At 42.9% G+C, this 21,168-nt stretch carries 14 protein-coding genes; 13 read left to right on the top strand and 1 reads right to left on the bottom strand.

Features of this window, described 5'->3' with window-relative positions; all coding sequences use genetic code 11:
- Positions 1-125: 125 nt before the first annotated feature.
- Positions 126-1,097 (top strand): phosphotransferase enzyme family protein, encoded by a 972-nt coding sequence (locus tag DSL64_RS19230; protein WP_115832557.1) that lies wholly within the window; start codon positions 126-128, stop codon positions 1,095-1,097.
- A 187-nt stretch (positions 1,098-1,284) separates the two neighbouring features.
- Here the strand turns inward: DSL64_RS19230 and hslU are convergent, their stop codons facing one another.
- Positions 1,285-2,685, bottom strand: a complete 1,401-nt coding sequence (gene hslU / locus DSL64_RS19235) for an ATP-dependent protease ATPase subunit HslU (protein ID WP_115832558.1) — start codon at positions 2,683-2,685, stop codon at positions 1,285-1,287.
- Between the two features lie 265 nt (positions 2,686-2,950).
- Between hslU and DSL64_RS19240 the strand changes: the two genes are divergently transcribed.
- The 12 genes from DSL64_RS19240 to DSL64_RS19295 all read left to right on the top strand — a co-directional run bounded on the left by DSL64_RS19240 (position 2,951) and on the right by DSL64_RS19295 (position 21,165).
- On the top strand, positions 2,951-5,224 hold the full coding sequence (locus DSL64_RS19240) for a GH92 family glycosyl hydrolase (RefSeq protein WP_115832559.1): 2,274 nt from the start codon (positions 2,951-2,953) through the stop codon (positions 5,222-5,224).
- 24 nt (positions 5,225-5,248) lie between these two features.
- Positions 5,249-5,875: a DUF6934 family protein gene (locus tag DSL64_RS19245; protein WP_115832560.1), complete on the top strand. Its 627-nt coding sequence runs from the start codon at positions 5,249-5,251 to the stop codon at positions 5,873-5,875.
- 151 nt (positions 5,876-6,026) lie between these two features.
- The gene (locus DSL64_RS19250) at positions 6,027-7,040 is read left to right on the top strand and encodes an aldo/keto reductase (RefSeq protein ID WP_115832561.1); all 1,014 of its coding nucleotides are present in this window, start codon (positions 6,027-6,029) and stop codon (positions 7,038-7,040) included.
- 85 nt (positions 7,041-7,125) lie between these two features.
- The gene (locus tag DSL64_RS19255; protein WP_115832562.1) at positions 7,126-8,307 is read left to right on the top strand and encodes a PQQ-dependent sugar dehydrogenase; all 1,182 of its coding nucleotides are present in this window, start codon (positions 7,126-7,128) and stop codon (positions 8,305-8,307) included.
- A 219-nt stretch (positions 8,308-8,526) separates the two neighbouring features.
- On the top strand, positions 8,527-8,931 hold the full coding sequence (locus DSL64_RS19260; protein ID WP_115832563.1) for a c-type cytochrome: 405 nt from the start codon (positions 8,527-8,529) through the stop codon (positions 8,929-8,931).
- Between the two features lie 269 nt (positions 8,932-9,200).
- The gene (locus tag DSL64_RS19265; RefSeq protein WP_115832564.1) at positions 9,201-11,552 is read left to right on the top strand and encodes a TonB-dependent receptor; all 2,352 of its coding nucleotides are present in this window, start codon (positions 9,201-9,203) and stop codon (positions 11,550-11,552) included.
- Positions 11,553-11,621: 69 nt separating this feature from the next.
- Positions 11,622-12,170: a hypothetical protein gene (locus DSL64_RS19270; protein WP_147300386.1), complete on the top strand. Its 549-nt coding sequence runs from the start codon at positions 11,622-11,624 to the stop codon at positions 12,168-12,170.
- Between the two features lie 288 nt (positions 12,171-12,458).
- A complete protein-coding gene (locus DSL64_RS19275) occupies positions 12,459-12,884 on the top strand; it encodes a DoxX family protein (protein ID WP_158547949.1) in 426 nt (141 codons plus the stop codon).
- A 26-nt stretch (positions 12,885-12,910) separates the two neighbouring features.
- Positions 12,911-13,624 carry a DUF4198 domain-containing protein gene (locus DSL64_RS19280; RefSeq protein WP_115832567.1) on the top strand — a complete coding sequence of 238 codons (714 nt, stop codon included), beginning with the start codon at positions 12,911-12,913 and terminating at the stop codon, positions 13,622-13,624.
- 140 nt (positions 13,625-13,764) lie between these two features.
- The gene (locus DSL64_RS19285; protein WP_158547950.1) at positions 13,765-16,083 is read left to right on the top strand and encodes a TonB-dependent receptor; all 2,319 of its coding nucleotides are present in this window, start codon (positions 13,765-13,767) and stop codon (positions 16,081-16,083) included.
- Positions 16,084-16,366: 283 nt separating this feature from the next.
- Complete coding sequence (locus DSL64_RS19290) at positions 16,367-18,727, top strand: TonB-dependent receptor (protein WP_115832569.1); 2,361 nt, start codon at positions 16,367-16,369, stop codon at positions 18,725-18,727.
- Positions 18,728-18,798: 71 nt separating this feature from the next.
- On the top strand, positions 18,799-21,165 hold the full coding sequence (locus tag DSL64_RS19295) for a TonB-dependent receptor (protein ID WP_115832570.1): 2,367 nt from the start codon (positions 18,799-18,801) through the stop codon (positions 21,163-21,165).
- Positions 21,166-21,168 lie beyond the last annotated feature (3 nt).

The following is a 21,168-nucleotide window of genomic DNA, read 5'->3' on the forward strand; positions in this document are numbered from 1 at the left end:
ACAGAATCTCAAATCAATCAAAATGTCAATGAACAATGGGACTTATTTAATTAAAAAAACTTAACGCATCAGTACTAATCCTAAATCGTAAACTGACTGTGCATCTCTTCCCCACACAATACTCCATGTTTTCAACGGAAGCACTCAGATCTTATCTGATAAAGACTTACGGTCTGCCGGATATGAGATGCAGGCTTTTAGTGCATAATGTCAGTGATACTTATCTTTTGGAAAATGATCGTGAAAAATACATTTTCAAACTGTACCGCGATTCACATCGTAAACTTGAAGAGATAAACGGGGAAATAGAATTGCTGAATGCGCTGAAAGAAGCTGGTACCCGTATTTCTTTACCGATAGCTGATCTTACAGGCAGTCAGATACAGTCGTTCCAGGGTGCTGAAGGTATACGGAATGGTGTCTTATTCAGCTTTGCGAACGGGAAACCGACACATGATTTTTACGACAGCCGGTTGGAAGCCATTGGCAGGGAAATGGCACTGATTCATCAGATAACTACTCAGATTGAGCTTAAAAATCCGAGGAGGACTTACGATATCGATTCCACCTTGCTTGGGCCTTTGGCATATATCAAAAGCGAATTCACGGAATTGCCCCACGAGTACGCCTGGCTGGAAGAAATAACGGCAAAGACTGCGGAAAAGATCAGCCAGTTTGATCTTACAAAGTTCAGCTATGGATATTGTCACTATGACTTCCTGCCTCACAATTTTCACTTCGACGAGCACGACCAGATCACTTTCTTCGATTTTGACTTCGCCGGTAAGGGGCTTATTGCCAATGATCTGATGACCTTTTTCATTCACTTCTTCTTTGATGTACAATTCAAAAAAATGACGCAGGAAGAAGCCAATCTCAAATTTGATATTTTCTTAAAAGCGTATCGGGCCGTACGTCCGGTTTCCGGGGAAGAAATTGCTGCAATTCCATACCTTGGATTTGCATTCTGGTTGTTTTTCCTTGAATTCTATCAGCTTCACTTTGAGGACTGGTCCAATACCTTCTATACGCTCCGCTTCAAAAAGGAACGCCTCGGTTGGATCAGGAACTGGGTAGAGTGGTATTGTAAATTCTGACATGGTAATAAATGAGAAAAAGGTGGGCGCAATCTGCACCCACCTTTTTATTGAAACCCTCCTCTATTAATTTATCTCATGTTCTGATTTGTTAGACGTAGATCAACCGATCCGTCACATGAAAATTTATAAAAAAGGATAATTTCTCTAATCTTTTAAATATATCAGCTACCCTGATCTGTAATTATTATAGAATATACTGGCTCAGATCTCTGTTTTTAATCAGATGGGCCAATTTTTCCTTCACCAGATCTGCTGTAACCACGATGGTAGAATCCGGACCGATTTCATCTGGAATATCAAACATAAAGTCGTTCAGCAAAAGGCTCATTACGGTTTGTAATCTTCTTGCGCCGATATTTTCCACTTCGCTGTTTACCTCAAAAGCGATACGAGCCATTTCTTTCAGCGCACCATCTTCAAACTGCAATTCCACACCTTCTGCATCCATCATGGCTACATATTGTTTGGTGAGTGCATTTTTAGGTGTCTTAAGAATCTGGTAAAAATCAGCCTCTGTCAGACTGTTCAGTTCCACACGAATCGGGAAACGTCCCTGTAATTCCGGAATCAGATCTGAAGGTTTGGAAACATGAAATGCTCCGGCTGCCACAAAAAGAATATGATCCGTATTAATCACACCATGTTTGGTGTTTACCGCACTTCCTTCTACAATAGGAAGCAAATCCCGTTGCACACCTTCGCGGCTCACATCAGGTCCGCCACTTCCGCCGGAACGGCTCGAAGCTACCTTATCAATCTCATCAATAAAGATAATACCCAGATTTTCAGCTTTTTTAATCGCTTCAATCTTCACTTCATCCATATCAATCAGTTTGGATGCCTCTTCATCCAGCAATAGCTTTTTGGCCTCTCCAACAGACACCTTGCGTTTTTTTCCACGACGCGGCATCATGTTCCCGATCATTTCCTGGATATTCATCATTGAAACATCGTCCATCGCTCCACCGATCATACCCACGTTAGGCGTCTGATTCTGCTGTACTTCAATTTCAATCTTGCGCTCGTCCAATTCTCCGTTTCTTATCTTTTCACGGAAACGTTCGCGGGTGCGCTGGTTCAGCTCACCATCGTCATCCGGAATATTATTGTTATCAGGATTACTATCTAATCTCGGTTTTGAAGCAGATGCACCGTGTACAGGAGGAATCAGAACATCCAGAATAATATCCTCTACCGCCTGTTCCGCCTTTATTTTTACATCTTCCTTCTTTTGCGTCCGGACCATATTTACAGCTTGCTCCACCAGGTCCCGTACCATGCTTTCTACATCACGGCCAACATACCCCACTTCGGTAAATTTGGAAGCTTCCACTTTCACGAAAGGCGCGTCTGCTATTTTGGCAAGTCTGCGGGCAATTTCTGTTTTACCGACACCCGTAGCACCTATCATTAATATATTATTGGGAATGATCTCCTTCTGAATGTCCTCAGGGCTGTTCATTCTCCTCCACCTGTTTCTCAATGCAATGGCTACATTTCGTTTTGCGTCATTTTGTCCGATAATGTATTGATCAAGCTCAAACACAATCTGACGTGGCGTTAACCGGTTTAAGTGTTCAGTCATTGTAAGTTATAAAAAATGCTTTACTGATTATTTGATTTCAAAGGTATAAAACGCAGGAAGAGTCTGTTAACTAGTAAGACAAATCTGCTGCTCAGGATGTATAACATTCTATTCTGAGTAACCCTACTTTACAGGTTAAAGAACTATGCCCGTACAAATTGTCAGGTTCCGGTCTGCGAAGTGAATCTTTTACTAACTTGCGCGCCTGATGGAAATTCTACTTTTCTTTCCATCCTATTCCTAACCGTTTACCTAGTCTACTTCAATGAAAAAAATTCTCTTCAGCCTTTTCTGTCTGATTAGTTTCACTCCCGTTTTCGCTCAGAACTCCGCCAATCTTGTTGATTACGTGAACCCTCTGATGGGTACCCAATCCAAGTTTAGCCTGTCAGCGGGAAATACTTATCCTGCCATAGCACTCCCATGGGGAATGAATTTCTGGATGCCCCAAACCGGCAAAATGGGTGACGGATGGAGCTATATGTACGATGCTGAAAAAATCCGCGGCTTCAAACAAACCCACCAGCCCAGTCCATGGATTAACGATTACGGTCAGTTTTCCATTATGCCAATGACCGGCAAACTTAAAATCGATGAGGACTCACGGGCCAGCTGGTTTTCGCATAAAGCCGAAGTTGCAAAGCCTCATCATTACAAAGTATATTTAGCTGACTACGACGTAACAACAGAAATTGCTCCAACCGAAAGAGCGGCGCAATTCCGTTTTACATTCCCTAAAGCTGACAGCTCCTTCGTTTTGGTAGATGCTTTTGACAAGGGTTCTTACGTTAAAATTATTCCTTCTGAGAGAAAGATCATTGGCTATACCACTAAAAATAGTGGCGGTGTTCCAGCCAATTTCAAGAATTATTTTGTCCTGATTTTCGACAAAGCATTTACTTTCTCATCTGCATTTCACGGCAAAACCCTTGCTAAGGATACATTGGAACTGAAAGCCGGACATGTTGGCGCCGTGGTTGGTTTTGCAACCAAAAGAGGTGAACAAGTCGGCCTGAAAGTCGCTTCTTCCTTCATTAGCCCCGAACAGGCAGAATTGAACCTGAAAAGAGAACTCGGTTCTGACTCGTTTGATGTGACGATGCAAAAAGGCTACAAGGCATGGAATGACGAACTGTCAAAAATCAAAGTAGAAGGAGACAATATTGACCAGATCCGCACTTTTTATTCTTGCTTGTACCGTGTGCTGTTATTCCCTCGTAAGTTTTACGAATATGATGCCAAAAATCAGATCGTACATTACAGCCCATATAATGGCGAAGTTCGCCCGGGTTATATGTTCACGGATAATGGTTTCTGGGATACTTTCCGCGCTGTATTCCCATTCTTTACCCTGATGTACCCTACTCTGAACTCCCAGATTATGCAGGGGCTGGCCAATGCGTATGACGAAAGCGGATTCCTGCCTGAATGGGCAAGTCCGGGTCACCGCGATTGTATGATCGGCTCCAACTCTGCCTCTCTGATTGCCGACTCTTATGTTAAAGGGATTCGTGGATATGATATTAACAAGCTATACGAAGCAGTACTAAAAAATACAGAACATGCAGGTCCTGTAAGTTCAGTAGGCCGTTTTGGGCATGAGTATTATAATAAGCTTGGATATGTTCCCTACGATGTAAAAGTGAATGAAAATGCAGCCAGAACTCTGGAGTATGCTTATGCAGATTTCTGTATCTCACAGCTTGCAAAGGAGCTTAAGAAGCCACAATCTGAAGTGGATTTGTATCTGAAACGCAGCCAGAATTACCGCAATCTCTTCGATCCTGAAACCAAATGGATGCGTGGAAAGAATCAGAATGGCCAGTTTCAGACACCGTTCAACCCGTTTAAATGGGGCGATGCATTTACAGAAGGAAACAGTATTCACTACACCTGGTCGGTGTTCCAGGATGTAAAAGGTTTGATCGGATTGATAGGCGGGCGTGAAGCATTTGTACAAAAACTGGATACCGTATTTACCCTGCCTCCTATTTTCGACGATAGCTACTATGGATTCCCAATTCATGAAATCCGTGAAATGCAGATCATGAACATGGGAAATTATGCACATGGAAACCAGCCGATCCAGCACATGATATACCTGTACAATTATGCAGGAGCTCCGTCAAAAGCGCAATACTGGAGTCGTGAAGTGATGCGTAAGCTTTACCAGGCTGCACCGGATGGTTATTGCGGAGATGAAGACAACGGGCAAACTTCGGCTTGGTATGTATTCTCGGCATTAGGATTCTATCCTGTAACTCCTGGTACTACACAATATGTAATTGGTTCTCCTCTTTTCAAAAAAGCAACTATCACGCTCGAAAACGGAAAGAAATTTGAGATTAATGCACCGGCTACAAGTGATAAAAATATGTATATCCAGGGCGCTACGCTCAATGGCAAACCTTATGCAAATACGTTCCTGGAACATGGCGATATTCTGAAGGGCGGTAACCTGCAGTTTAACCTCACGAGCCAACCATCAAAGACATGGGGTGTAAAACCTGAAAACGCTCCGTTCTCGTTGACGAAGTAGGTTTGACATAGCAACACACACTAAATGCTAAACGATATATATAGGCTTGATATGGCTCCGGATTTTCAAACATTTGAATTTGAAAGTTTGGGGCCAAAAGGTCGGTTCTTGAAGGTAGTTCAGTATACAGAGCTGGAGCAAAAAGGCTTTTATAATCTGGGATTTGGAGATAAAGACCCAAATACTGGTCTGATAAGCGATGTAACTGTTACAGACAATGGAGATAGCAAAAAGATGTTGTCCACCGTCGCTGCAACCTTATACACTTTTATGATTGAATTTCCTGACGCCATCGTTGTAGCTACTGGAAGTACTCCTGCCAGAACCCGACTTTATCAAATGGGAATCGCAAATAACATTGAAACTATTAAGCAAGATTTCACTGTTTGGGGATTAAAGAAAGAAAGAAAGAAAGCTGGGAAATTTTTCGAAAGGATGTCAGCTATGATGCATTTCTTGTTCAAAAACTATAAATTTATATCTATGAAAACGAAGAAATCACACATACAAGACTCACCCAAAGGTTTTGATACTGATCATTCCCTAAGCAACAATTATGCAAATGATCCATTTTTCAAGGATAAAATTGAAAAAGCAAATCATATTTTGAATACTGTAAAGCTACCTGCTATCCTTAAAGCCAAAAAATAAGGTTACCAAGTCACTCCTTTCTCCCCAATCTATTCCTTCTGCCTAAAAAATCCAGCGTGATATGTATCTCGCAAATGGCACAGTTATTGATTCTTCCATCTAAAACAACTACGCTAAGGCACGAAGCTCTCAGCGAATAGCTTTCAAATATATGATTTACAGAAAAGTTGCAAATTCAGAAGATGCTGAACACAAAGACCTCGAATTATCCGTAATCACCTTTGGAGCCTGGGCAACCGGTGGATGGATGTGGGGAGGTACTGAGCGAAATGAATCAGTCAAAGCCATACAGGCATCCTATGATGCAGGAGTAACATCCATTGACACAGCACCTATTTACGGCATGGGGCTTAGCGAGGAGATTGTAGGTGAGGCGATTAAGGACATCCCCCGGGATAAAATACAGATACTGACCAAATTTGGTATGCGGTGGGACGGTACCGACGGAGACCTCGCCATGCATAGTAAGGACAACGACGGGAATGATATAGACATTTATAAATTCGCTTCTAAGGAAAGCATTATCAAGGAATGTGAAGATAGTCTGCGGCGCTTGGGAACGGATTATATCGACCTGTATCAGATCCACTGGCCTGACATAACTACGCCCGTTGAAGAAACTATGGAAGCGGTTTCTCAATTGATCAAACAGGGTAAGGTTCGATTTGCAGGAGTATGCAATTACGACGCAGATCTGATGAGAGAAGCATCCAAACATATCAATCTGGTTTCTGATCAGGTGCCGTATAGTATGGTTCGCAGGGATATTGAAACCGAACTGGTTCCCTATTGTCTTGAACATGAAAAAGCAATTCTGGCATACAGCCCTTTGCAGCGTGGATTGCTTACTGGAAAAATGAATCCCGGACATCAGTTTGGTAAAGATGATAACCGCAGTTCACTTCATTATTTTTCAGATGAAAATCTAAACAGAGTGAACGCGTTCCTTAGCAAAATCAAGCTCTTGGCAGATGAGAAGAATGCTTCAATTTCGCAACTCGTATTACGCTGGACTGTAGAACAGCCTGGTATTACGATTGCATTGGTGGGGGCACGAGACGCCAAACAGGCTCTTCAGAACGCTGCCGCTATGGATTTCGATCTCAAACCTGACGAAATTAATTTCATTAACGGGCATTTAAATGAACTCGAATTAGTTAAGTAAGATAAGGTAGCCAAGGCTACCTTTCTTTTTTTAATTTTGAAGTCACATTAACCTTAAACCAAACTTTTTCACTCATTCCGAATCCATGAACAAAAAAATTACTTTTCTAAGAAAGAGCCTTCCTCTGGCACTTGGAGGTATGTTGTTAACGTCGTCCATCGCATTAATGAGTAATAGCGGTATCGCTGATGACCGCAACGCACCAAAGCAACTAACCGAAGCAAATCTGAAACTTGATACCGTTGTAACAGGACTGAAAATGCCGTGGGCAACTGCTTTCCTGCCCAATGGAGATTTGTTGGTGACAGAACGGGGCGGGAAACTACGTTTGGTTAAAAACGGGAAACTTGATCCTCAGGAAATAACCGGCGTACCAGAGGTATGGTATAAGGGGCAGGGCGGATTACTGGATGTGGTTCTTCATCCTGACTACGCAAAAAATGGCTGGATATACATCAGCTATTCTTCACCGAAGGCCGAGGGCGAAGAGGGAGATGATGGTGGTGCCAACACCGCGCTGATACGTGCTAAGTTGAAAGATCACGCATTGGTAGATGTACAAAAAATATTTAAGGCGATTCCTAATGTAAAGGGAAATGTACACTTCGGAGGTCGGATTATATTTGATAAAAAAGGATATGTATTCCTTTCACTTGGCGAACGCGGACAAAAAGAAAATGCACAAAATCTGGGAAAAGACCAGGGGAAAGTAGTTCGGTTACATGAAGATGGAAAAATTCCTACTGATAACCCGTTTGTAAAAACAGCAGGAGCCAGACCAGAAATATGGTCATACGGCCACAGAAACCCACAAGGGTTGGTAATCCATCCTACTACCGGTACAATCTGGGAACATGAGCATGGTCCCCAGGGTGGCGATGAACTTAATATTGTAGAGAAAGGGAAAAACTACGGCTGGCCGCTGATTACTTTCGGAATCGATTACGATAACAGCATCATTTCTAACGACACTGCAAAGGTGGGTCTGGAGCAACCTGTCACCTACTGGAAGCCTTCTATTGCCCCATGCGGAATGACGTTTGTAAACAGCCCGAAATTCAAAGAATGGAACGGTGATCTGATCGTTGGTTCTCTGAAATTTATGCAACTGCAACACCTTGTTGTAAAAGGAAATAAAGTAACCAAACGTGAAGTTCTGTTCCAGGGAATAGGCCGTGTAAGAGACGTACGCCAGGGACCAGACGGGAATTTATACGTGGTATTGGAAAGCTCCGGACAGATTGTGAGAATAAGTAGAAAAGGATAAGGCAGAAAGAAGTTAGAGGAAGTTATAGAGGTTAAAGAAGTTATGTTATCCTGAAACAACGAAGTCTTAACTCCTCTGACTTCTTAACTCCTATTTGAACTCATGAAGCAAGAAGTTACAGTAATGAAGAAGTTAAGACTTCACTACCCATGTCAGCTAACTACTTTAAATCCTATAACTTCTTAACTACTACCCTACTTAACCACCTTAACTTAAAAAATGAAATTCCTCATCCTCCTACTTTCTCTCGCTATCTTCAGCTTCACAGTCTTTTCCGGTCCGGAAGAGGAGTTGGCAGAGAGTATTGACCGGGGAAAAGTTATCTATGTTGAAAACTGTATAACCTGTCACATGGGTAATGGAGACGGTGCTCCTGGCACCTTTCCTCCGCTTGCAAAATCCGACTATTTAACTAAAAATCCTGAAAAGGCGATCTATGCCGTGAAGTTCGGTCTTACAGGCAAAATTCAGGTTAATGGTACCGAATACAACAGCATGATGCCCCCTCCGGGTTTAGACAACAACGAAATAGCCGATGTGATGAATTACATTCGAAATTCATGGGGCAATTCATCTGATAAAAAAATAGTGACCGAAAAGATGGTTGAAGAAATAGAAGAGTAACCGAAAGGTACACCTTGAATCAGGCAGAGCTTTGCAAAAGGCTCTGCCTTTTTTAGTATTATATTTTATGTAAATATTAAATAAATTCTATTTACAATACAAACTCAAAACACAACCTACTAAAAATCATCCATTTAAAAATTATTCTCAACAGTAATAATCCAACTTACTTATTATTTAAAATAAATCCAGATAAACTTGTTTGATCCGAAACAGTGTATGATATTTGCAGCCAATTTTTACTCTATTTAGACCAGTTATAATTTAATATGCAAAGATTATACGCTATTATAGCCTTGTTTCTTGCCGCGACTTCTGTTGCATTAGCGCAAACAGGCAACTTAAAAGGTATTGTGAATACTGCCGACGGACATCCTGCTGTACATGTATCGGTATCCGTGAAAGGCACTCGCCACGGTGCAGTGAGTAACACGGAAGGAAGCTATCAGATTGACAAAATAATTCCCGGTGCCTACACCATCAGAGTTACGCTTGTTGGGTTACAGCCAGTTGAAAAGGAAGTTGTAATTACTGACGGACAAACAACCAACTCCGATTTCATCCTTGATGAATCTTCTCAACAACTACAGGAAGTAGTCGTTACAGGCGGAAACAGCTTCAAAACAGACCAGACATCTCCCAGTTTAAGACTTGCTACTCCAATTCTTGAAGCGCCGCAGAATATTCAGGTTATTGGAAGACGTGTGATCGCAGATCAGCAGATTTTTGATATGCTGGAAGGGGTTACCCGTAACGTAAGCGGTGCAACCAAAGTGGAACACTGGGATAATTATGCACGTATCAACATGCGTGGAAGTCAGGTAGGTGCATTTCGTAATGGTATGAATGTGCAGATGCCATGGGGACCACTTGCTGAAGACATGAGTATGGTTGACCGTATAGAATTCGTAAAAGGTCCGGCCGGATTTATGCTTGCAAACGGTAATCCAAGCGGATTTTACAATGTTGTAACCAAGAAACCTACAGGACAAACCAGAGGGGAAGTAGGCTTCACACTGGGAAGCTTCGATACGTACCGTACGACGCTTGATCTGGATGGTAAACTTTCCAAAGACGGTAAATTATTGTACCGCCTTAATCTGATGGGTCAGTTGAAAGGCTCCCACAGAGACTTTGACTATAACAACAGGTATTCCATCGTACCTGTCCTGAAATATCTGATTGATGATAAGAGTTCTATAACCCTTGAATACACGCATCAGTTTTCTCAGATGAATGCAATCGGATCGAATTATGTATATTCCAAAACGGGCGGATACGGCGTATTGCCTCGTAGCTTCTCGACATCCGAAGCCAACCTTGCCCCTACCAATAACCACGACCAGAGCATACTGGCCATTTTCGAACATCAGTTGAACAACAACTGGCGTCTGACCGCTCAGGCTTCCTATTTCAACTATACGCAGGAAGGTTCATCCCTTTGGCCATCGGGATTTGTTACGGGAAGAACTGACTCTCTGCAACGTGCTATTAACAACTGGGATATTCTGGGACTAAGTAAAACAGGACAAATTTTCCTGAACGGACAAGTACAAACAGGAGCTGTAAATCACAGAATCCTTGGTGGATTGGATATGAGCAGCAAAGAATACTACCACGACTGGAGCCAGTGGAAGCTATATGGAGCTCCGATCGATATTTACAATCCTGTTCATGGCGTTACACCTGCACCGGTATTTGACAGAAGTAAAGATATCAGAGAAAGAGCTGTACAATATAAAAACGGATACAGTGCGCTGTATGTACAGGATGAACTTGGATTCTGGGAAAACCGACTGAGATTGACGCTTGCTGCACGTTACACTGAGCTGAAAGTATCCAACCCGTATGACGGCAGTTATTCGAAAGGTAAGTTTACTCCACGCGCTGGTTTGAGCGTAACTATCAATCCAAGTACCACAGCCTATGCGCTTTACGACCAATCCTTCAATGAAAATTTCGGTACCGACTGGCAGGGAAAAAGCTTTGATCCTCAAACCGGTAACAACATGGAAGTTGGTTTGAAAAGGGGCTGGCTAAACGATAGCTGGAGCTCAACACTGACTTTCTACAAGATCACGAAGGACAATATCCTTGTAACCGACCTGGAACACCCTTCTTCGGGTGGAAACTTCTTCAGCAAGCAGGGAGGCCAACACAAAATTCAGGGTATCGAATGGGATATACGCGGGCAGATTGTAAAGAACCTTGATGTAATGATCAACTATGCCTATACCGATGCGAAAATCTCAAAACATTCCGATGAAGCTGCAATAGGTAAACAAGTGGAAGGATCAAGCAAACACGTGCAAAATACGTGGTTGAGCTATACAATCGGTAGCGGCTCGGCACAAGGTTTCGGACTTTCGGTAGGCTATCAGTACCAGGTAGGACGTTCCCCATGGTTCGTATCTGAAACTGCTCAGGATAACCTTCCTGACTATTTCCGACTGGATGGCGGAGTTACTTACAAGAAAGACAAATTTGCTGTGAATCTGTTAGTTAATAACATTTTAAACAAGTATCTGTATTCAGGTGGTATTTACACTTATAGCGGGTTCACGTACTGGCAGACAGAGCCTGGCACCAATTTCCGTTTATCTGTCGGATACAAGTTTTAATTACATTCAACAATAATAACAAAGAGGCCATTTCAGTTCTAAAAACGGAATGGCCTTTTTCTATTAACTATGGCTCAACGCTTCATGTACTCCTTCGTTCGCGCCCTGTCTATAACGCTCCTCATCACATGTTTGTCGGTAGGCTATACCCCTTCAGCCATTGCTCAAAACATTATTACCAAAGAGATATATCTGAAAAAAAGTAAGGAAGCTGAACGTAAAATACTTTTCGGTCAATCCATCCTACAAGCAATCCCTGTACTTGGAAAGCCAGACAAGATTGAAGACTATTATTTTGAAGCCGATGAAAAAACCGGAAAACTTTATCATTATGGAAAAAGTCATGTGTTTTTCATGGACGATAAACTCAGTGGCTTCACAATTGTGGATTCTTCTTTGGTTGTTGGCTTGGATAACGGATTGGAAGTTCGGGTTGGAGATGGTTTAAAATCTGATAACTTCAAAAATTATAAGGCCAGATACAGCCCGGGTACATCATTCAACATATATGCCACATGTTCTATTGAATTGAATATAGGAACATCTGATGATTCCATTTTCCTGTTGTTCGACGAAAAGGATAGGCTAAATGGCATAGCCCACTGGTCTCCTATCTAAATGTTAGCGGACACAATGTGCCCAAAAGCTACATAAAGATCACCATCAGGCACAGGCAACGGATTGCTCTGTAAATCAGCACCCATCAAAATAATCCAAAATACTTTACAGTATAATGATCATACTCAGCACTCCAACTCTCTCAAAGTCAGCAATAATATATTATTTAAAAAAAGTCTAAATAAAATTTGACAAATAAAATCCTGTTTCTACATTTGCGAAACCATAATGAATTGCAAACAATGCAGTTACATCCACTTTTCTTCCGACCGTTTTTTATTTTTAAGCATGACAGTTTTAAATAAGCTTACCCGTACCATCTACAACACTTTTTCTGTAGATTTTTCGATGCTCATTCTTCGCCTTACTTTCGGTATTCTGATGGTACCTCATGGTTATGCCAAGTTCCAGGGCTTTGAAGAACGTCAGCATAAATTCATGGAGTTCATGGGACTTAGTGGTCCTGTTTCTCTGGCTCTGACAATTTTTGCTGAACTGGTATGTGCGGCACTTTTGGCTGCGGGCTTATTCACCCGACTGGTTTGCATTCCGCTTATTATAACAGCACTGGTCATCGTTTTCGCTGCACACGATGGCGATATTTTTGGTGATGCTTCATCTGGTTTTTTCTACCTGATAGGCTATCTGGTTATTTTCCTGGTAGGTCCGGGCCGCTATAGTCTGGATGCTGTTCTTTCCCGCAAATTCAATTAGTTTACTTTTACTTCAATCCAATTTCAATGAAAAAATCTCTGTTAGCAATTGCCTTCGTTCTGGTTTCAATCGGAAACCTTTTCGCGCATGCACTTTGGATCCAGACCGGTACTACCGGTAAGATCGGGCAAAAGCAATCTGTAAAAATCGTATACTCAGAACCTGACGATAAGCCTGAAAAACTGGCAGACTGGTACTCCGACGTGAAGGATTTTGAGCTTTGGTTGATCACTCCTGATAAACAAAAAGTAAAACTGGCTACTGTAGCCGGCGAAGATCACTTCACTTCTGAGTTCACTCCTGAAAAAGATGGCGTATATACATTATCCGTTAGCAAGGCCGCTAAAGATCTGGGGGGTACTACCATTTACGAGTTCAATGCCAGCGCCATTGTGAAAGTAGGTAAATCGTTAACCGGCAACGACGCATCGTTTAATTCCAATGCCATCAGCGTTTTCACTGATGCTTCAAAGAACTTCAAGGTAAATCAGCCATTTACCCTTACCACCCTGCTAAAAGGAAAACCAACTGAAAATCTGCACGTTGGTGTAGCGTCACCAAGCGGATGGAACAAAAATATTTCCTCAGAAGCGAATGGTATAGCTACTTTCACGCCGGTATGGCCAGGTACTTACAAGCTGGAAGTTTCTACAAGCGAAGAAACGAACGGCGATCATTTCGGAAAACCGTATAAAGCAATCTGGAGATGCGCGACCTTACTTGTTGATGTAGCTAAATAAGCCATCTACTTTTCAATACCCTGCAACCACTACCTGACTGCCAGGCACTTCAAACTGGCAGTCATCCTCTTCTCTGTTGATAAACCAACATACCCCTTTTACTTCAACCAGACATGAAATACATTTTTACAGTGCTATGCATGATAGTCACACTGCTGGCTCATGCCCAACAGACCGGAAAATCCCATGTGAAAGGACATATCCAAACCAGTGACGGAAAACCAGGTTCTTTTGTTACCGTTCAAATTAAAAACGGAAAGTCAGCTACCGTAACTGACGAAAACGGTAATTACCAGTTACGCAATGTTCCGGCGGGAAAGCATATATTGGTGATCAGCATAGTAGGTTTCCAATCTACTGAATATGACATTGAAACAACAGAGGAAAGCACTTTGAACGTGGCGGATATCAGTCTGCGTGAAGATGCCAAAACATTACAGGAGATTACCGTAAAAGGTAATGTCAACAAATTCTCTCAAAAAGAGACTCCATACGTTTCACGCCTGCCATTGAAAAACCTTGAAAATCCACAGGTATACAATGTCATTTCCAAAGACCTGATGGAAGAACAGTTGATCACAGATTACAAACAATCACTTCGTAATGTACCTGGAGCTGCTGTCGCCCACGGCGGTTACAGCAACGGTTTCACCTATTCGATCATCCGGGGATTCTGGACAGGCGCACGTATGAGAAACGGACTTGCTACCCAGCAATTCAATGGTATAGATCCTGTCACCGTAGAACGGACAGAAGCGATCAAAGGTCCATCGGGAACACTATTCGGATCAAGCCTGATTTCATTCGGAGGACTTACGAACCTGGTTACAAAAAAACCATTGGATACTTTTCAGGGGAATGTGACATTCACCACCGGGAGCTACAATCTGGTTCGCCTTGCGGCCGATGTAAATACACCTCTCAACGCAGATAAAACGCTATTATTGAGAGTGAACACGGCACTTCATTCTGAAGGAAGCTTTATGGATTGGGGTTTTCAAAAACGTTTTGTGCTGGCTCCTTCCCTTTCTTATAAAGTAGACGACAGACTTACCCTGAACTTTGAAGCCGAGATTCTGAGGTCGAAAATGACACTTTTACCCATACAGGATTTCTCGGGTGTATCGGTCAAAAATATTTCTAAACTTCCGATTCGCTACAACCAATCTATCAACTCCGACGATCCGGTTAATGCTGGCGGAAGTGATTTATTTTATGCGCAGGCGACTTACAAGTTTCCCGGAAACTGGACTTCCAATACCCTGTTTTCCTATGCAGCCGGGCATGACGATGAATTTGTTGCACTGTGGACAAGCTGGAAAAACGACTCAACCATTAACCGCAGCGTAGAAACGTCAGCCGGAGGAACCACCGATCTGCAATTCCAGCAGAACTTTAACGGTGATTTCAAAATTGCCGGAATGCGTAACCGTCTCGTGGCAGGAGTTGATTATTATTACAGCAAAAACCTAAGTACGGGTTATGTAAATGCCGAATTTGCGACACAGGCGCCCTACGACGTAATCAATATCAACCGCCTTTACAGCCCAGTTTCGCTTGATAAGATCCGTGCTATACGCTCCAACCTGATACACGCCCGTGAATCTTCAAAGACAGAAACTTACAGCGCCTACGCATCCAACGTATTGAATATCAGCGATCGATTACTGGCTATGCTCAGTTTGCGTGTAGACCGCTACGAATATAAAGGAGCGGCAGTTATGTTCTCAGATTACACAGGAGGTTACGGACAAACTGCTTTGTCTCCCAAATTTGGACTGGTATACCAGCCGGTCAAAGATCAGGTAAGCATTTTTGCAAACTATATGAATGGTTTCCAGAACAATGGCTCAGCCCGCCAGCCGGACGGAAGCATTACCGTACTGAAACCTGCGAATGGCTACCAGTGGGAAACGGGTGTAAAACTGGATGTTTTCAATCATAAACTGAGCGCAACAGTGAGCTATTACAACATTGACCTGACCAATGCGATCAGGCAAGATGCGGGTGGTTTTTCACGACAAGATGGTAAACAACGCAGTAAAGGAATCGAGGCCGACATCATCGCCAATCCGTTGCCGGGATTATCTATCATTGCAGGTTTTGGGATGAACGACTACAAATACCTGATCGCCGATGAAGGCCAGGTGGGTATTACTACAGGTTTGCCTAACGACTTTGTCAATTTCTGGATGAGCTATAAAGCACCAGCAGGAGCGTTACGCGGCGTGGGTGTAGGTTTCGGTGGAAACTATGTAAGCGAAGCTTATTCCGACAATCAATATGGCTCACTAACAATACCAGCCTATACACTATTCGATGCGACAGTATTTTATGATAAACCCAAATGGAGACTGGCACTGAAAGTCAATAACCTTTCGAATACTAAAATGTGGGGACTCAACAACAACCCAATGAATCCAAGAAATTTTGCTACTTCTCTGTCATTCAAGTTTTAGTAGATAAAAAATGAAATCGGATCGCAGGAGTAAAGTTTCCGCATGATAAAACTCCTGCGTCCGGATTTCGACCGCCGGCAGAGGCCTACCCGCTTAATTGACTAACATCAACAAAATATTTACTCCATTTTTCTTACACAAACTTTAACTGATGCTGTAAAGCATCACAATCAACTGATCAAAAGGGTTTCATCAATCAACTAAGCCATACACAACTGAGTCTGTAACTGTGCAATACGTTTGACGCATTAGTTTTCACAATTTCAACGCAACCTTACTAAACATGAAACTTCTTTACATCACTTTATTTTTGATCTCTACCCACTTTGTCTATGGACAAATGGGAACAATACAGGGAACAATCACCAGCCAGGAAGGCAAACCAGCGCCTTATATCACCTTGTTGGTAAAAGGAACAAATCTTGGTATGATCACAGATTCTACCGGAAGCTTTAAGATTGATCGTGTAAAACCGGGTAATCATTTCGTACAGGCAAGTCTTGTCGGATATGATACCCAGACAAAGAAAATTGCAGTAGCAGCCGGAGAAGTAACGGTTGTAGATTTTGTAATGACGGAAAATGTCAATAGTCTGCAGGAAGTGGTAGTGAATGGAACAGCAGGAAATTATGTAGCCGAAAAAGCTTCCTCATCATTGCGCGTCAATGCCGACCTGATTGAAATTCCGCAGAACATCATGGTCAGTACCCGCCAGACGATTGTCGACATGGGAGCATTGACCAAAAATGATATGATCCGTTCGGTAAGCGGAATTACCAAAACTTATGGCAACGATCTGGATGCAAGTTTACTCATCCGTGGTACAAATGCCACTTATGGTACTTACCGTAATGGTGTAGGCGGCCCGATCTGGTGGAATGCACAGGAAGATGCTGCCATGATCGAACGGATCGAATTTGTGAAGGGACCGGCTGGTTTTATGCTCGCCAACTCTGAACCCGGCGGACTCGTCAATACCGTCACCAAGCAGCCGACACATCAGAGAATTAACGAAATCAGTTTTGGGATGGGCAGCTTCAACCTGATTCGCGGATCGCTGGATCTCGGAGGCGAAATGTCGCGTGACGGCAAACTTACCTATCGCCTCAACGTAGGAACCCAGCACAGTGCACAGTTTTACAAGATGGGGAATTTCAATCGTTTCTTCGTTTGCCCTGCCCTAACCTACGATTTCAGTAAAAACACAAGCTTCACTATTGAGCACAATTATGTGAAAGCTACCACAGCACACAACAGTTTTCAGCAAATTACGATCAATCAAAAGTACTTCGCACTGCCGATTGATATGGCCATGAATGATCCGAATATTGGCAATTATATGGGTGCCGATGTATACACCAGAGCCAATCTCAAACACAAAATTGCCAATGACTGGAACCTGAATGTACAGGCCGCCTACATGAGCACAGACTGGGATGGAATGTCGCTTTATGTACAGGGACTAACACCTGCCAAAGACAGCATTATCAGATCGAGCAGTAAAAGTGACTGGACTGGCAACCTTTACAACATGCAGGTATTTGTAGATGGAAAATTCAATACCGGACACGCTTTTGAACATAAAGTGCTGGCTGGTATCGACTATGGCGACGGTAGTGAAGGCAGTACCTATGGTGGCGATTACAGTGAACCGGACAGACTCAAACTTGCAATCAAAAACCCATCCTACTATTTACCAAAAGACAGCCTTCGCAAGATCCCTGTAGAAAACATTGGTTCGTGGATTTCGACAAACAAATGGCAGGCTATTTACCTCCAGGACCATATCAAAATTGCCAATAAGCTTATCGTAACGCTTGCCGGACGTTTTACACATCTCATTACCGGTCAGGATTACAACAGTGTGGACGACCCGGCTTACGAAATCAAGGATAATGCATTCACTCCACGACTCGGCCTTACTTATCTTTTCTCCGACAAACTGTCCGTATTCGCCCTTTATGACGAAAGTTTTGTAGCTCAACGAGGTGCTATCTGGGGCAAAGGCCGGTTACGCCCTCTGCGTGGAAGTAATACGGAGTTTGGTATTAAAGGACTGTTTTTCAATAAACAGCTGGCTATGAATGCTTCATTCTACAATATCAGGAAGAATAATGTCGGTACGTCCGATCCGGTCCATGAAGGCTTTATGCTCGAAACAGGACAAATTACCAGTACAGGTATCGACTTCGACCTTGTTGGGAAAATCGGTTCAAACCTGTCTGTAAACGCCAATTACTCATACACGAACGCAAGGATCACAAAAGACAAAGATGCCTCACTGATCGGTATCAAAAACAACGGAACGCCTGACCATACACTGAATGCATTCCTGAAATACAGAATTACTTCCGGGGCATTGAGCGGACTGGCTATAGGTGCCGGATCTCAATACATGGGCAAGAGAAGTGCTGTGTATTCGGGTTGGGGAAGCGAATTCGGGAACAAAAGCTTACCTACCTACAACATCTTCGATGCCTCGGTTTCTTACAGTGTGCAAAGGCTGACTTTCAATCTGAATGTATACAACCTGACCAACAAGAAATACATCAGCAACGGTTATTACAATCCGACTCCTGACGAATTTATTTACGCACCAGGTACTCCGCTCAATTTCAGATTGCAAACCAGCCTCCGATTATAATCTCATCCCGACTAATTAAAGCCCTCCTCCACATTTTTGAAAAAAAAACTGAAAACATCAATCCAACACAAATGCAAAAATTATCACTCACCCTATTACTATTACTTTCTTTAACGTTCAACGTTTTTGCTCAGAATTCTGGGATTAAAGGACAAATACTGACCTCCGACGGCCAGCCGGCAGAATTCGTTACTGTAGGCATTAAGGAACTTCAGCTGGGCACAGTTACGGACAGCAAAGGTCATTTTCGCCTCAAAAAAGTACCGAACGGCACGCATAAGTTGTACGTGCAACTGCTTGGTTACGGAGCTATTGAGAAAACGATCGAAGTAAAGGGAGAAACTACGATTCCCCCTATTTCACTTAATGAAGACACACAAGCTTTACAGGAAGTTTTAGTTAAAGGTAATATCAACCGTTTTGCACAAAAAGAATCGGAACACATCGCCCGGCTCCCTTTGAAAAACATCGAAAATCCTCAGGTGTATAATGTTGTGTCCAAAGAAATTATGCAGGAGCAAATTGTGACGGATTATAAAAGTGCTTTCAAAAATATTCCGGGAGCCAACGCCGGTGTGGCACATTCGAGCAATGGACGTTACATGAATGTCACACGAGGTTTTAACCTGGGAAATGCAGCGCGCAACGGTCTGGGCACATCTTCCGTTTCAGAAATTGACCCCGCTAATCTTGAACGTATTGAAGCGATTAAAGGTCCGTCGGGAACGCTGTACGGAGCAAGCCTTTCTACCTTTGGTGGCTTGTACAACCGCGTTACTAAAAAGCCCTTTGAAACTTTTGGGGGTAACGTTTCTTTCACTACCGGGCAATGGGATCTGAATAGATTTACAGCCGATATCAATACACCTCTGAATGGAGACAAAACAGTTTTGCTGCGCGTGAACACGGCCTTACATGGAGAAAAAAGTTTTCAGGATGCAGGTTTTTCAAAAACGTATCTGGTCGCTCCTTCTCTGCTGCTTAAACTTTCTGATAAACTGACTGTACTTGTTGACGCCGAACTTTACGGACGCAAAGGCACCAACATTTACGGGAATACAATCGCATCCACCCGCGTTACAGCAAACAGTATTGATCAGCTTGGAATAGGATACAAACAATCTTTTACCAATAATTCCATCATCGCTTCTACCCGTACCCAAAACCTGTATTCTCAGATCAATTACAGAATCAACAGTGCGTGGACGTCACAAACCAACATTGGTACAAGCCTTGTCGAATTCGAATTTCCCGCCCTTACCTTGAATACCATTACTGATTCGACTGTAACACGGAACATCTGGGATCAGTATACACGCCAGGTTGCAACTCAGATCCAGCAGAATTTTATCGGAGATTTCAAAATTGCCGGCAAGCGCAACAGAGTAGTTGCAGGACTGGATTACAGTTCCATGAATTTCGACTTCCCTAATACACGTGGTGCCCTTTATGACACGGTCAATTTCCTGAATCCCGGCAAAAGATATGCAGCCATCAGTATCAATGACATCAAAAACAAAGTAGCCGGTGTAACCGTCAACAGCGGAAGTACAGGAAAGTACAACTACATGGGTGCATATGTTTCGGATGTATTCAACCTGGCTGAAAACCTGATGGTGATGCTCAGCTTACGTGTAGATCGTTTTGACAACCGTGGTTCTTACAACTACAATTCTAATGCTACAACGGGAGTTTACAAGCAAACTGCATTATCTCCGAAATTCGGGGTGGTATATCAGCCAATTAAAGACAAAGTCTCTCTGTTTGCCAACTACATGAACGGTTATCAGTTTATAGCTCCTGTCAATCAGCCTGATGCAACAGTTTCTAATTTCAAACCTCAGTTTGCCAATCAAACCGAAGGCGGTATCAAGTTTGACATTCTGGAAAACAAGATCAACGCTACAATCAGCTATTACAGCATCAACGTGATCAATCTCGTCCGTACTGATATGGAACGTGACCCGGTGAATGGAACCAGGTTCCAGATTCAGGACGGTAACCAAACCAGTAAAGGGCTGGATTTTGAACTGATTATGAATCCTGTAAACGGACTGAATATACTGGCGGGCTATGCCTACAATGCAAGCAAGCTGGAAAAAGCAAACGAAAATGTGAATGGCCGCAGACCAACCAACTCAGGAGCCAAAAACACTGCCAATCTCTGGATCAGTTACCGCGCCACTGCAGGCACATTTAAAGGATTAGGCGCCGGAACAGGGGTCAACCACAGTGGTGAACAATTCGTGATCAACAACACAACGCGCGAGTTTACAATTCCGGCCTACACAGTTTGGGACGCCACGGTATTCTACGATCAGCCTAAATACCGTCTGGGTCTGAAACTGGATAATATCAAAAATGAAAGATACTGGAACACTTCGTTACAACCACAGACCCCGAGGCGCTTCTCAGCAAGTATTACCTACAAGTTTTAATCT

It is taken from the genome of Dyadobacter luteus (assembly GCF_003383615.1).
GTDB classification, from domain to species: Bacteria; Bacteroidota; Bacteroidia; order Cytophagales; family Spirosomataceae; genus Dyadobacter; species Dyadobacter luteus.

What these genes read in the sequence shown, in the direction of transcription:
- DSL64_RS19230 (WP_115832557.1), top strand. Translation starts at nt 126, where the DNA reads ATGTTTTCAACGGAAGCACTCAGATCTTATCTGATAAAGACTTACGGT.
- hslU (WP_115832558.1), bottom strand. Translation starts at nt 2,685, where the DNA reads ATGACTGAACACTTAAACCGGTTAACGCCACGTCAGATTGTGTTTGAG.
- DSL64_RS19240 (WP_115832559.1), top strand. Translation starts at nt 2,951, where the DNA reads ATGAAAAAAATTCTCTTCAGCCTTTTCTGTCTGATTAGTTTCACTCCC.
- DSL64_RS19245 (WP_115832560.1), top strand. Translation starts at nt 5,249, where the DNA reads ATGCTAAACGATATATATAGGCTTGATATGGCTCCGGATTTTCAAACA.
- DSL64_RS19250 (WP_115832561.1), top strand. Translation starts at nt 6,027, where the DNA reads ATGATTTACAGAAAAGTTGCAAATTCAGAAGATGCTGAACACAAAGAC.
- DSL64_RS19255 (WP_115832562.1), top strand. Translation starts at nt 7,126, where the DNA reads ATGAACAAAAAAATTACTTTTCTAAGAAAGAGCCTTCCTCTGGCACTT.
- DSL64_RS19260 (WP_115832563.1), top strand. Translation starts at nt 8,527, where the DNA reads ATGAAATTCCTCATCCTCCTACTTTCTCTCGCTATCTTCAGCTTCACA.
- DSL64_RS19265 (WP_115832564.1), top strand. Translation starts at nt 9,201, where the DNA reads ATGCAAAGATTATACGCTATTATAGCCTTGTTTCTTGCCGCGACTTCT.
- DSL64_RS19270 (WP_147300386.1), top strand. Translation starts at nt 11,622, where the DNA reads ATGGCTCAACGCTTCATGTACTCCTTCGTTCGCGCCCTGTCTATAACG.
- DSL64_RS19275 (WP_158547949.1), top strand. Translation starts at nt 12,459, where the DNA reads ATGACAGTTTTAAATAAGCTTACCCGTACCATCTACAACACTTTTTCT.
- DSL64_RS19280 (WP_115832567.1), top strand. Translation starts at nt 12,911, where the DNA reads ATGAAAAAATCTCTGTTAGCAATTGCCTTCGTTCTGGTTTCAATCGGA.
- DSL64_RS19285 (WP_158547950.1), top strand. Translation starts at nt 13,765, where the DNA reads ATGATAGTCACACTGCTGGCTCATGCCCAACAGACCGGAAAATCCCAT.
- DSL64_RS19290 (WP_115832569.1), top strand. Translation starts at nt 16,367, where the DNA reads ATGAAACTTCTTTACATCACTTTATTTTTGATCTCTACCCACTTTGTC.
- DSL64_RS19295 (WP_115832570.1), top strand. Translation starts at nt 18,799, where the DNA reads ATGCAAAAATTATCACTCACCCTATTACTATTACTTTCTTTAACGTTC.